This window comes from Anaeromyxobacter sp. SG64, assembly GCF_022690745.1.
In the GTDB taxonomy this organism is placed as follows: Bacteria; Myxococcota; Myxococcia; order Myxococcales; family Anaeromyxobacteraceae; genus Anaeromyxobacter; species Anaeromyxobacter soli.
The window spans coordinates 69,459-82,033 of the sequence record NZ_JALCZB010000002.1 but is presented as its reverse complement, the minus strand read 5'-3'; the positions used below and the strand labels follow the sequence as shown (position 1 = coordinate 82,033).

The 12,575-nt window shown below is 72.5% G+C and carries 12 protein-coding genes; 4 read left to right on the top strand and 8 right to left on the bottom strand.

The features are described from left to right. Positions 1-336 precede the first annotated feature (336 nt). Together MNZ29_RS01075 and MNZ29_RS01070 are read right to left on the bottom strand one after the other, a co-directional pair. The gene (locus MNZ29_RS01075; RefSeq protein WP_242332996.1) at positions 337-1,002 is read right to left on the bottom strand and encodes a glutamine cyclotransferase; all 666 of its coding nucleotides are present in this window, start codon (positions 1,000-1,002) and stop codon (positions 337-339) included. Beyond that, the gene (locus tag MNZ29_RS01070) at positions 999-2,243 is read right to left on the bottom strand and encodes a helix-turn-helix domain-containing protein (protein WP_242332994.1); all 1,245 of its coding nucleotides are present in this window, start codon (positions 2,241-2,243) and stop codon (positions 999-1,001) included. The genes MNZ29_RS01075 and MNZ29_RS01070 overlap by 4 nt, the downstream gene beginning before the upstream one ends. A gap of 138 nt (positions 2,244-2,381) precedes the next feature. Here MNZ29_RS01070 and MNZ29_RS01065 point away from each other — a divergent pair, with 138 nt between their 5' ends. Then, positions 2,382-3,161: a thioredoxin family protein gene (locus tag MNZ29_RS01065; protein WP_242332991.1), complete on the top strand. Its 780-nt coding sequence runs from the start codon at positions 2,382-2,384 to the stop codon at positions 3,159-3,161. Positions 3,162-3,209: 48 nt separating this feature from the next. Next, positions 3,210-4,010, top strand: coding sequence for a DUF2182 domain-containing protein (locus MNZ29_RS01060; protein WP_242352283.1), 801 nt, complete (start codon positions 3,210-3,212; stop codon positions 4,008-4,010). A gap of 31 nt (positions 4,011-4,041) precedes the next feature. Here MNZ29_RS01060 and MNZ29_RS01055 read toward each other — a convergent pair whose 3' ends face one another. Beyond that, positions 4,042-4,461, bottom strand: a complete 420-nt coding sequence (locus MNZ29_RS01055; protein WP_242352281.1) for a hypothetical protein — start codon at positions 4,459-4,461, stop codon at positions 4,042-4,044. Positions 4,462-4,489: 28 nt separating this feature from the next. Further along, complete coding sequence (locus MNZ29_RS01050) at positions 4,490-4,873, bottom strand: hypothetical protein (RefSeq protein ID WP_242352279.1); 384 nt, start codon at positions 4,871-4,873, stop codon at positions 4,490-4,492. A 553-nt stretch (positions 4,874-5,426) separates the two neighbouring features. On the opposite strand from MNZ29_RS01050, the gene MNZ29_RS01045 reads away from it, so the two are divergent. Both MNZ29_RS01045 and MNZ29_RS01040 read left to right on the top strand, forming a co-directional pair. Further along, positions 5,427-7,403, top strand: coding sequence for an alkyl/aryl-sulfatase (locus MNZ29_RS01045; protein WP_242332983.1), 1,977 nt, complete (start codon positions 5,427-5,429; stop codon positions 7,401-7,403). A gap of 168 nt (positions 7,404-7,571) precedes the next feature. Further along, positions 7,572-7,736, top strand: a complete 165-nt coding sequence (locus MNZ29_RS01040; RefSeq protein WP_242332981.1) for a hypothetical protein — start codon at positions 7,572-7,574, stop codon at positions 7,734-7,736. 102 nt (positions 7,737-7,838) lie between these two features. On the opposite strand, the gene MNZ29_RS01035 is transcribed toward MNZ29_RS01040, so the two are convergent. The 4 genes from MNZ29_RS01035 to MNZ29_RS24785 are packed head-to-tail and all read right to left on the bottom strand — an operon-like array spanning position 7,839 to position 12,568. Next, positions 7,839-8,969: a BMP family ABC transporter substrate-binding protein gene (locus MNZ29_RS01035; RefSeq protein ID WP_242332979.1), complete on the bottom strand. Its 1,131-nt coding sequence runs from the start codon at positions 8,967-8,969 to the stop codon at positions 7,839-7,841. 58 nt (positions 8,970-9,027) lie between these two features. Then, positions 9,028-9,948, bottom strand: coding sequence for an ABC transporter permease (locus MNZ29_RS01030; RefSeq protein WP_242332977.1), 921 nt, complete (start codon positions 9,946-9,948; stop codon positions 9,028-9,030). After that, the gene (locus tag MNZ29_RS01025; RefSeq protein WP_242352277.1) at positions 9,945-11,033 is read right to left on the bottom strand and encodes an ABC transporter permease; all 1,089 of its coding nucleotides are present in this window, start codon (positions 11,031-11,033) and stop codon (positions 9,945-9,947) included. The genes MNZ29_RS01030 and MNZ29_RS01025 overlap by 4 nt, the downstream gene beginning before the upstream one ends. Continuing rightward, complete coding sequence (locus MNZ29_RS24785; protein WP_242332973.1) at positions 11,030-12,568, bottom strand: ABC transporter ATP-binding protein; 1,539 nt, start codon at positions 12,566-12,568, stop codon at positions 11,030-11,032. The genes MNZ29_RS01025 and MNZ29_RS24785 overlap by 4 nt, the downstream gene beginning before the upstream one ends. Positions 12,569-12,575: the final 7 nt, after the last annotated feature.

Sequence of the window (12,575 nt, the reverse complement as noted above, 5' to 3'; positions counted from 1 at the left end):
CGCGTGGGACACCCGACGCCATCGCATGGCCTGTACCAGGCGCGCCGCGGCGAGGATCCGTGTGCCCTGCAGCGGTTTCCGTGCGGCGGCGCCCCGAAACGGGATCCGGCGAGCTCCCGTCTCGGCGAGAGCTCGTGGCCGGCCGCGGCGAGATCCCGTCGCGTGGATCCGAACGACGCCGTGCGAGATGGCTCGCCTCGCAGGAGAGCGCGTTGGCTGCCCCGCGGCGCCTCGGCTGCCGGCCTGGCGAAGCGCCTCTCGCCTTGGGCGAGGGGGCGAGGTGCTCCGAGCGCCGGCGCGAATCGGCCAGCGCGAGCGCCTTCCAGCGCGCGCGGTCTAGCGTCCCGACCGGCGGCGCGGCTTGCGCACCGCGCGGATCCGGCCGCTCGCGCCGCCCCCTGCGTAGAAGAAGTCGCCCTGATCCGACTCGAGCCCGCTCACCTCCGTGCCCTCGGGCATCGTCAGGCGGGTCAGCACCTCGCCCGTCTCGGGATCGACCTGGCGGAGCTCGGCCTCGCCGCCTTCCCATGTCCCGTGCCAGAGCTCGTCGTCCACCCAGGTGACTCCGGTGACGAAGCGGTTCGACTCGATCGTGCGCAGGATCGCGCCCGTGTCGGGATCGATCTGGTGGATCTTCCGGTTGCGGTACTGGCCGACCCAGAGCGTACCCTCGGCCCAGGCGAGCCCCGAGTCTCCGGCGCCGCCACCCGGAGCCGGGATCCTCGAGAGGACCTCACCGGTCACCGGGTCGATCTTGTGGATGCGATCGCCCGCGATCTGGAAGAGGTGCCTGCCGTCGAAGGCCGTCCCGGCATCGCAGGGGACGTCGAGCGCGCGCACGATCCTGCCGCTCGCCGGTTCGAAGGCCTGCAGCTTCTCGCCGCTGGCGAACCAGACCAGGCTGCCGTCGAAGCTGACGCCGTTCACGCGCCGTGCGTCGGGGAAGGGCCCGTACTCGCGCACCACCTCGGCCGGCCGCTCCGAGTCGCTCTCTCTGCTCATCGCCTGCCCCTTTCCCTATCCTGACCGTGTCCGTCGGAGACCGGGAGCAACAAGGATGTCGCGAATCCGGCCACTGGCGCGGAGAGCCAGCGCCGGGAGCGGCCGCGGCCCAGGGCGCGCACCTGGCCGGCCTCCTCGAGGGCTGCCAGGGCCCGCTGCACCGTCCGCTGGCTGGACCCCAGTGCCAGCGCCAGCGCCGAGGTCGACCAGGCCTCGCCGTCGGCGAGCAGCGCCAGGACGGCGGCGTCGGGGCTCTCGATGGGCGGTGCCAGCAGCCGCACCGTGCCCGCCTCTGGCGCGACCAGGCAGAAGCCACCGGCGGTGGCCCGGATCCCGGCGAGCGGCCGCAGCGTGTGACGCAGGCGCCCCATCGCGACCCGCAGGCGCGCGCGGTGGGAGGCGTTGGTCCGACGCGCGCCGAACGCGCGCTGGATGAGGCCGTCGCGCGCTGCCTCGCCGGGCCACGCCTCCGCGAGACCGCACAGCAGCGCGAACAGCGCCGGCCGGCGCGCGAGCCGCACCACCCGCTCCCCGCGGCGCACCGCCCGCCGGCAGCCGTCGACGACCAGGTCCGACGAGGTGAGCACGGCCTCCACCTCCGCCAGGGTCAGGGATCGCGCCTCGCCCGCGGCGACGAGACGCGCCGCCGGCAGGACGAGGGCCCGTCCTGCCTGCTCGATCTCGGCGCGCAGCGCCCCGATGCCCGATCGCGCCGCCGCCTCCCGCGCGCGCGCGAGGGCCGCGCGCGCCCGTTCGGCTCGCCCCCGGCGGAGCGCGATCTCGAAGGTCACCAGGGCGGCCACGGCCGCGAGCCGGGCGGGCCCGGCGTCGAGCTCGAGCCGAGCGCACGCGACGTCCGCCTCGTCGACCCGGCCGAGCAGCAAGAGGCGGCGGATCTGCAGCAGCCGGGCGTGGGCCGCGTTGTCCCGCTCGCCGCGAGCGGCGAACGTGCGCAGGGCCTCGCTCAGCGCCCGCGGCGCCCAGGCGAGATCCCGCGCGGCCAGCGCCACCTCCGCCTCCGCCGTGAGACAGCGCGCCCGCGCGAGCGTCTCCCGCGGCCCGAAGCCACGCGCGGCCCGTCGCAAGAGCTCCCGCGCCCGCCCCAGGTCCCCGAGCTGGGCCATCGCGATCCCGCGCAGCGCGAGGGCCGCCGGGTCGTCCCGCAGGGCCACGCGCCCGAGCGCGCCGAGCGGATCCCCCGCGCGCAGCGCGCGCCCTGCCGCCGTGATCGAGGCGTCCATCTTCGGAACCTAATCCCGTCGCCGTTGTTACTCCCGACTCCCTTCGGTGGACGTTACCTCTGGCCACGCAGGGAACGATCCCTGCCGACAGCGGGCGGACCGACGCCGCCCCGAAGCGTGACAGGAAGGGAGAGCGCGATGACGACGCACCACACCGGTACACGTGGAGAGTGGCTCGCAGCTCGGCTGGAGCTGCTCGAGGCGGAGAAGGAGCTGACGCGGCGCAGCGACGAGCTGGCGCGGCGGCGGCAGGAGCTGCCGTGGGTCCGGGTCGAGAAGGAGTATCGCTTCGAGACCGACGAGGGGAGCGCCTCGCTGAAGGAGCTCTTCCGCGGGCGCTCGCAGCTCCTCGTCTACCACTTCATGTTCGGGCCCGACTACGCGGCGGGGTGTCCGTCCTGCTCGGCGATCGCCGATGGGTTCAGCGGCTCCGTCGTCCACCTGGCCCACCACGACGTCACGCTCTCGGCCGTGTCGCGGGCGCCGCTCGCGAAGCTGCAGGCCTACAAGCGGCGGATGGGGTGGACGTTCCCCTGGGCGTCCTCGTTCGGCGGCGACTTCAACCTCGACTTCGCCGTCCATTTCACCGAGAGGCAACAGCGCGAGGGGGGCATCGAGTACAACTACCGGCGCGAGGGGGCGGCCTGGCAGCAGAGCGCGCTGGTCGGGGAAGACGGCGAGGGCCCCGTCGCCGAGATCGCGGCCATGACCGGCACCGACGTGGCCACGTACACGCGCGAGCGGCCGGGCGTGAGCGCGTTCGTGCTCGAGGACGGCGTCGTCTACCACACCTACTCCGCCTATTCGCGCGGGGTCGACGGGCTCTGGGGCATGTACCAGTGGCTCGATCGCGCACCCAGGGGGCGCAACGAGACGGGCGTCTGGTGGCGCCGCCACGACGAGTACTACAGGGGCTGAAGCGAGACCGGCGCTGCTGGCGCGGCTGCGGGACGGGAGATCTCACGCATGCTCTCCGAGCTTTCCGAGCGAGCTTCCCGGCAGAGGTTCCTGGGCGTCTCGGCGCTGCTCTTCGCTGGCAGCGCGGCGGTGACGATCGGCTGGTGCGCGTCGATGTCGGCCATGGGCGGGATGCCGATGCCCGGCGGCTGGACGATGTCGATGGCCTGGATGCGGATGCCCGGACAGACGTGGCTCGGCGCCGCGGCGTCCTTCCTCGGCATGTGGGTCGTGATGATGGTGGCGATGATGCTGCCGTCCCTCGTCCCCATGCTGAGGCGCTACCGCGAGGCCGTCGGCAGCACCGGCGAGGCGCGCCTCGGTCTCCTGACGGCGCTCGTGGGCGCTGGCTACTTCTTCGTCTGGACCGTGCTCGGAGTGGCCATCTTTCCGCTGGGGGTCGCGCTGGCGTCCGCCGAGATGCAGCAGCCGGCGCTCGCGCGCGCCGTGCCGATCGCGGTCGGCGGGGTCGTCCTCGTGGCCGGCGCCTGCCAGCTCACCGCGTGGAAGGCGCGGCACCTCGCCTGTTGCCGGGAGGCGCCGGGGCGCGGCCGCGCGCTGCCAGCCGGAGCCGGCACGGCCTGGCGCCACGGCCTGCGCCTCGGCCTTCACTGCACCTTCTGCTGTGCGGGTCCGACCGCGGTCCTCCTGGTCGTCGGAGTCATGGACCTTCGCGCGATGGCCGTCGTGACGGCGGCCATCACCGTCGAGCGTCTCGCGCCGGCCGGTGAGCGCGTGGCGCGAGCCACCGGGGCGCTCGCCGTCGGGGCAGGGTTGCTCCTCATCGCTCGAGCGGCCGGGGTGGGGTGACGCTCCGTGAGGGGTCGCGCTGCCCGACACTTCACGTCGCGCGGGCGACCTGGCGCAGCAGGCGCCGCGTCATGATCCGGTGTCCGCCGGTCCCGATCACGGCCGCACGGTAGAGCCGTCCGAGGACGCCGGGAAAGGCCGCGTGCGTCTGCGCGCGCAGGCGGCCGCCGTCGAGCACGAACGTCAACGCGTAGCTGGAGAAGCGGTGGCGACCGCGCAGGGCGAGCCGCCGCCCCGGCTCGGCCTCGACCACCCTGAAGCCCGGCACCGTCTCCCCCGGCCGTCCGGCGAACGCGGCCGTGCCCTGCGCCGGATCGCAGCCCAGGAGCCGCGCGAACGTCGCGCTGCCGCCCATCTCACGGCGCAGGACCTTCAGCAGCGCCGTCCAGACCGCGTCGGCGGGAGCGTCGATCGGCCGGCTGTGCTCGTCGATGTACGGCAGCGGCTCCATGGACAGGGTCACGCTCGGGCGAGGAGGTTCACGCGTGCCGATGCGACGCCGGGAGGCCGAAGCGCTCGACCGTCGCCCCCTCGAAGTCGAGCTCGATGAGCACGGCCGGCGCGTCGCCGATCACGGCGCCGTCGTGCCCCGGCTCGATCGCCACGACCTGCGGTGCCACGAGCTCGAGGGCGCAGCCATCCGGGTACTCGATCCGGATCGCGCCGCTCGCGAGGAAGCCGACGTGTCCGTGCATGCAGAGATCGGTGCCGACCTCCGGCTTCATGTCGACGGACCAGCGGAAACCCGGCGGATACACCACGCGCTTCACCCGCGCCGCTCCCGCGGGCCCGACCTCGAGCCGGACGTGGCCGACGTCCCTGCGGGTCGCGCCCCGGACCGGCTCGAGCGGCGTGGCGGCCACCGTCGAGCGGCGAGGGCGGCTCCCACGGGCAGTCGTCCGCTTCGCCGGCTTCGCGGCCTTGCTCGTTCGCCCCGCTCTCCTCCTCGGAACCTTCTTGCTCGCCATTGGGCCCCTCCGGATCGCGAGGGTCCATGCTACCAGACGCGACGTCACCCTCCGTCGAGCGGAGGTTCGCTCCGGGAGCGCCAGGGCCGGCGCTCTTCCGGTGAGAGAGCGTCCGCCTTGCTCGGGCGCGCCGCCGGCGGATGAGCGGGCGCTCGTCTCGCCTGCCATCACCGCGGTTCGCGGAGCCGCCGACCGATCGCGGTTCGCTGGCGCACGCGACCGTGTCACCCCTGCATCCCTCGCGGTGGTCGCGCCCCGCGAGCCTAGGGTGGGCCTGGGCGCGAGGCGCTCGAGGTGCGTGCCCGCGCCTGGGGGTGTCATGAACATCGCCAGCGTGAGGGGCTTCGCGGAAATCGCGCCGGAGCCGGTCGAAGTCGTTTCATCATCTCGGCGAGGGCCGTCGAACGGGGGCGCGACCGCAGGGGAGAGGACGACGCTCCGCCGCCTGATGATCGCCGTCGCGCTGCTGGCGGCGATCCTGCAGGCCACTCCGGCCGCGGCCGGATCGAGAGCGGGCCCTCGCAAGGCGACGGCCCCGGGGCCGGCCGAGCCGGCCACGATCGCGCACAACGCACAGGTGCTGCAGGAGCTGCCGTTCTCGGACCGCCAGGACTACGACGACGCGCAGCGAGGATTCATCGCCACCTTGCCGGACCTGACGATCGTGAGGGACGACGGGACGATCGTGTTCTCGCTTCAGGAGTTCGAGTTCCTGCAGCAGCCCGAGGCACCGGCGACGGTGAACCCCAGCCTCTGGCGGCACGCCCAGGTGAACCTCACCCACGGGCTCTTCCAGGTCACCGAGCGCGTGTACCAGGTCCGGAACTTCGACCTCGCGAACATGACGATCGTCGAGGGCCAGAGCGGCGTGATCGTGATCGACCCGCTGACCGCGACCGAGACGTCCAAGGCAGCCCTGGAGCTCTACTACCAGCATCGCGGCGTGCGGCCGGTGAAGGCCGTCGTCTACACGCACTCCCACCACGACCACTACGCCGGGGTGAAGGGGGTCGTCTCCGAGGCGGACGTCCTGAGCGGTGACGTGACCGTGCTCGCTCCCGAGGGGTTCCTGGACGCGGCCGTCAGCGAGAACGTCTACGCCGGCACGGCCATGTCGCGGCGGGCCTCGTACATGTTCGGATACCTCCTGCCCAAGACCGCCACCGGGACGGTGGACGACGGGCTGGGGAAGTCGCAGTCGGTCGGCACCGTCTCGCTCATCGCTCCCACGGACACGATCACGCGCTCCGGGGAGACGCGAAACCTGGACGGCGTGCAGATCGAGTTCGTGATGGCTCCGCAGACGGAAGCGCCGGCCGAGATGACCCTCTACTTCCCCGAGCTCCGGGTGCTGGACGCGGCGGAGATCGCCTGTCCGTTGATGCACAACACGCTGACCCCGCGCGGCGCCCAGGTGCGCGATCCCAGGAAATGGGCGGCGAGCCTGGACGAGCTGATCGCCCGGTACGGGAGCCAGGCCGACGTGCTCATCGCCTCGCACAACTGGCCGCGGTGGGGGAGGGGCCCGGCGGTGCAGCTCATGGCCGATCAGCGCGACCTGTACAAGTTCATGAACGACCAGACCCTGCACCTGCTCAACCAGGGTTACGTCCCCGTCGAGATCGCCGAGGTGATCAAGCTCCCCGCGAGCCTGGCGAAGCTGTGGTACGTGCGCGATCACTACGGCACCCTCAAGCACAACGTGAAGGCCATCTACCAGCGCTACCTCGGCTGGTTCGACGGGAATCCGGCCAACCTGGATCCGCTGCCGCCGGTCGAGGCCGCCAGGAAGTACGTGGAGTACATGGGCGGCGCGAGCGTGGTGACGGCGAGGGCACAGCAGGACTTCAAGCACGGAGAGTACCGCTGGGTCGCGCAGCTGATGAACCAGGTGGTCTTCGCAGAGCCCGACAACGTCGAGGCCCGCAAGCTGCAGGCGGCCGCCCTGGAGCAGCTCGGCTATCAGGCGGAGTCGCCCATCTGGCGCAACTTCTACCTGTCCGGCGCCCAGGAGCTGCGGGACGGGCTCGCGCCGGCGCCGGGAGGCGCGGCGACCGGCAGCGCGGACACGATCCGGTCGATGACGATCCCCCTCCTGTTCGACTACTGGGGCGTGCTCCTCGACGCGGCCAAGGCGAACGGCCAGCGCATGCTCCTCAACTGGACCTTCACCGAGCGCAACGAGAGCTACGCCCTCAACCTGTCCAACTCCGCCCTGACTCATCACCCGGGGCTCGACCCGGCGGCGGACGCGAGCTTCACGCTCGCCCGCGCGACCCTGAACGCCATCCTCCTCGGCCAGACCGACTTCCAGACGGAGGTGAAGGCGGGCAGGATCCAGGCGGTGGGCAACGTCCAGAAGCTCGCGGAGCTGATGGGCATGCTCGACAAGTTCGAGCCGCAGTGGCCGATCGTGACGCCTTGAGGCGTGCTTCGAGAGGGACCTCCCGCCTGCGCGCTCCGCGGAAGCCCGGGCGCTCTCTCGCGCGGCGCGGGACGGGGCGGCGAGCGCCCGCCCGCGCTGGCGGCCAGCGGTGGTGATGCCGGGCCTGGGCGGCCGCCCGGCGCTACCGTTGGGTGAGGGGGAAACGACATGAAGGGAAAGGATCAGAAAGAGCGCCGGACCGAGCCTCGCCCGGCCGAGCGTGAGACGCATGAGCGGGAGCGCACCGTCGCTCCGCCCATCGAGCGGGAGCACGAGACGGCGGAAGGCGTGTTCGAGGAGGACGAGGAGCGGCGCCACCACGAGCGCCAGTGACCGGTGACGCCGCCGCTCAGGCCTCGAGAGATGGAACGGCCCCCGGCCGGCGAAAGCCGGTCGGGGCCGCTGTGCTGCCGTGCCGTGAGACGGCCAGGTCGGCTACATGCTCGAGGGAACCTTCCCCTCGACGCCCTTCACGTAGAAGTTGATCGCGCCCTTCCACGTGTCGTCGGCGACGGCGTCCTTCGCGAGGACCTCCTTGCCCGTGTTGTCGACGACCGGTCCCTTGAACACCGCGACGGTGCCGGTCTTGAGCCCCTCGCGCGCGGCCTCGACGGCCTTCTTCGTCTCCTCGGGGAGGAACGCGGCGGGCTTCACGAAATCGAGCATTCCTTCCTTCACGCCCCACTTCGTGACCTCGGGCTTCCACCGCTTCTCGAGGATCTCGCCGAACGACTTCTCGTAGTAGACCGTCCAGTTCAGCGCGACCGAGCCGAGGTGCGCCTTCGGCGCGAACGCGCTCATGTCGCTGTCCCAGCCGAACCCGAACTTGCCGTTGCGCTCCGCGGCCTGGAGGACGGCCGTCGAGTCGGTGTTCTGGAGCAGCACGTCGGCGCCCTGGTTCATGAGCGACTGCGCCGCCTCCGTCTCCTTGGGCGGATCGAACCAGGAGTTGATCCAGACCACCCGCGTCTTCACCTTGGGGTTCACGCTCTGCGCGCCCAGCGTGTACGCGTTGATGTTCCGGAGCACCTCGGGGATGGGGAACGACGCGACGAAGCCGAGGGTGTTCGTCTTCGTCATCTTGCCCGCGACGACGCCCGCGAGGTAGGCGCCCTCGTAGAAGCGGGCCTCGTAGACCCGGAGGTTGTCCGCGGTCTTGTAGCCCGTGGCGTGCTCGAAGTAGACGTCCGGGTGGTCCTTCGCGACCTTCACCATCGCGTCCATGAAGCCGAACGAGGTGGCGAAGACGACCTTGTTGCCCTGGGCGACGAGGTCGCGGATGACGCGCTCGGCGTCCGGGCCCTCGGGGACCTTCTCGACGAAGGTGGTGGTGACCTTGTCGCCGAACTTCGCGAGCGCGTTCTTGCGGCCGAGGTCGTGCGAGAAGCTCCAGCCGGAGTCCCCGACCGGGCCCACGTAGACGAAGGCGGCCTTCAGCGGCTCGGCCTTCGCGGTGGGGGCGGCGGCGGGCGCGGGCGGCGCCTCTTCCTTCTTGGCGCAGGCTGCGAGCGTCGCCCCGAGGACGACGGCGCCGAGCGCGAGCTTGCGGACGAACGAACGAGTCATGTGGCTCCCCTCTCTCTAGGTGCGGTGGTGACTGCGGTGAGGCGCTGCGTCCCGCCGTTCAGGCGCCCGGGAAGAACGGCTTCCCGAGCGAGGCGGGCATGTTGAGGCGGATCCAGAGCGGATTCCGGGAGATGAGGACGAGGACGACGACGGTCGCGACGTAGGGGAGCATCGCCATGAACTGGCTCGGCAGCTCCACGCCCTGCGCCTGCAGGTGGAGCTGCAGCATGGTGACGCCGCCGAACAGATACGCGCCGAGGAGGATCCGGGCTGGCCGCCACGTCGCGAAGACCGTCAGCGCGAGGGCGATCCAGCCGCGTCCCGCGACCATGCCCTCGACCCAGAGCGGCGTGTAGACGACCGAGAGGAACGCCCCCGCGACGCCGCAGAGCGCGCCGCCCGTCACCACGGCGGCGAGGCGGATCCGGCGCACGCCGTAGCCGAGCGCGTGCGCGGACTGCGGCGACTCGCCGACCGCCCGCAGCACGAGCCCCGCGCGCGTCCGGTAGAGGAAGAAGGACGCGGCCCCGACGAGCGCGACCGCCACGTAGACCATCGGGTGCTGGCGGAAGAGGGCCGGGCCGAGGAACGGCAGCTCGCCGAGGATCGGCACCGCGTGGGCGCGCTGCTCGCCGAGCTGCCGCCCGACGTAGTCGATCCCCACGAACGCGGAGAACCCCGAGCCGAAGAGGCTCACCGCGAGCCCGGTCGCGTACTGGTTCGTGTTCAGCCACACCACGAGCCAGCCGAACACGGCCGCCACCGCCGCACCCGCCGCGGCACCCGCGGCGAAGCCCAGCCACTCGCTCCCCCCGTGGAACGCCGCCGCGAAGCCCGCGACGGCCGAGATGAGCAGCATGCCCTCGGCCCCGAGGTTCAGGATGCCGGCGCGCTCGTTGAGGAGCAGCCCGAGGCCGGCGATGGCGAGGGGCGTGCCCGCGGCGAGCGTCGCGGCGACGAGCAGGGCGACCTCGCTCAAGGCGCGGTCCTCCAGGTCCACCGGACGAGCCGGAGGCGGTGGTGGATGAGGGTGTCGCAGCCGAGCAGGGCGAGGAGCAGGATGCCCTGGAACACGCCGCTCACCGAGGCGGGCAGGCCGACGCGCGACTGCGCGAGCTGCCCGCCGATCACGAACGCGGAGAGCACGACGCTGGCGAGCACCGCGCCGAGCGGATGGAGCCGGCCCACGAAGGCGACGATGATCGCGGTGAACCCGTAGCCGCTCGCCACGTGCGGCGTGAGCTGGCCCATCGGGCCGGCCACCTCGAAGGCGCCGGCCACGCCGGCGAGCCCGCCCGAGACGAGCAGCGTCGTCCAGACCGCGGATCGCGACGAGAACCCCGCGTAGCGCGCCGCCGCCGGCGCGGGGCCGCCGATCTGGAGCTGGATGCCGCGGTGGGTCCGGAACATGAACAGCCACATGAGGACGGCCGCGACGAGCGCGAACGCGAACCCCCAGTGCAGCCGCATGCCGCGCACGAACCGCGGGATCTCGGTCGCCGCCGCGAACTGCACGGTCTGCGGGAAGTTGAAGCCCCGCGGGTCCTTCCACGGCCCGAACACGAGCCAGGACAGGAAGAGGTCCGCCACGTAGACGAGCATCAGGCTGACCAGGATCTCGTTCGCGTTGAAGCGGTCCCGCAGGAGCGCCACGATCGCCGCCCACGCCGCTCCGCCCGCGGCCCCCGCCGTCACCACCAGCGGGAAGAACGCCCACGGCGAGAGCGCGACCGACGCGGTCGTGACCCACAGCGCGAGCCCGCCCCCCGCGATGGCGCCCATGAGGAACTGCCCCTCGGCGCCGATGTTCCACACGTTCGAGCGGAAGCAGAGCCCGAGGCCGAGCGCGCACAGGATGAGCGGCGTGCACTTGAGGCCCAGCTCGGTGAGCGCGCGCACGCCGTGGAACGGCTCGACGAGGAACATCGAGAGCACGCGCACCGGGTCCTTGCCGAGCGCGAGGAAGAGCACGCCCCCGGCGGCCACCGTCACCGCGAGCGCGATGAGCGGGGAGAGGACGCTCATCCTGAGCGAGGGCACCGGGCGGACGTCGAGGCGGATCATGGGCTCCCTCCGGCGAGCGCGGCCGCCTGACCGGGGCCGCCCGCCCACAGCCCGCTCATCCACTCGCCGATCTGCTCGACGGTCGCCTCGGCCGTCGGGATCGACGGTGAGAGGCGCCCCTTCGCGATCACGTGGAGCCGGTCGGCGAGCGCGAAGAGCTCCTCGAGCTCCTCGGAGACGACGAGCACGGCGCACCCCGCGTCGCGGAGCGCGACGAGCTCCGCCCGGATCTGCGACGCCGCCCCGACGTCCACGCCCCAGGTCGGCTGCGCCACGACGAGCACCTTGGGGACGGCGTCGAGCTCCCTGCCGACGATGTACTTCTGGAGGTTGCCGCCCGAGAGGCTCCGCGCCGCGGCGGACGGGCCCGCGGCCTTCACCCAGTACCGCCGGAGCACGCCGGAGGCCTGGTCGCGGAGCGCGGCGCGGTCGATCCAGCCGAACGCGCGCAGCGCCTCCTTGCGCGTCAGCAGCATGTTGTTCGCGAGCGAGAGCGCCGGCACCGCGCCGCGGCCGAGCCGCTCCTCGGGGACGAAGTGCAGGCCGCGCTTGCGGCGCGCGGCCGCGCCCATCCGGCCGATCGGCTGCCCGAAGAGCTGGATCGCGCCGGCGTCGGCGCGCGGGTCCTCGCCCGAGAGGGCCGCGAGCAGCTCCTGCTGGCCGTTTCCGGACACCCCGGCGATGCCGACGATCTCTCCTGCGCGGACGTCGAGCGAGACGTCCTCGAGCGCGACGCCGAACCGGTCGTGGCTCTCGAGGGTGAGCTCCCGCGTCGAGAGGGCGATCGCGCCGGCGCTCGCGGGGCGCCGCTCGAGCCGGGGCGGCTCGGCGCCGATCATCAGGCGCGAGAGGCTCGCGGTGCTCTCCCGGGTCGGATCGCAGCTCGCCACGACGCGGCCGCCGCGCAGCACGGTGCACTGGTGGCACAGCGCCACGATCTCGTGGAGCTTGTGGCTGATGTAGAGGATCGAGCAGCCGGTGGCGGCGAGCTTCCGCAGCGTCTCGAACAGCTTGTCGGCGGCCTGCGGCGTGAGCACGGCGGTCGGCTCGTCGAGGATCAGGAGCCGCGGGTTCGCGAGGAGCGCCCGGACGATCTCGACGCGCTGGCGCTCGCCCACGGACAGCACGTGCACCGGCCGGTGCGGATCGAGGTCGAGGCCGTACTCGGCCGCCTTCCCGCGAATCCCCTCGACCACCTCCCGCAGGCTCACCGTGCGGGACAGGCCGAGCCAGACGTTCTCCGCGACCGTGAGCGAGTCGAACAGCGAGAAGTGCTGGAACACCATGGCGATGCCGAGCGCGCGCGCGTCGTGCGGGCTGCGGATGTCGGCCGGCGCGCCGTCCCAGAGGAGCTCGCCGGCGTCGGGCGCGACCGCGCCGTAGGCGATCTTCATCAGCGTCGACTTGCCCGCGCCGTTCTCGCCGAGGATCGCGTGGATCTCTCCGGGCGCGACGGCGAGCGCGACGTCGTCGTTCGCGACGACGTCCCCGTAGCGCTTCGTGACGTGCCGAAGCTCGAGGCGCGGTGCGGTCACGGAGCCG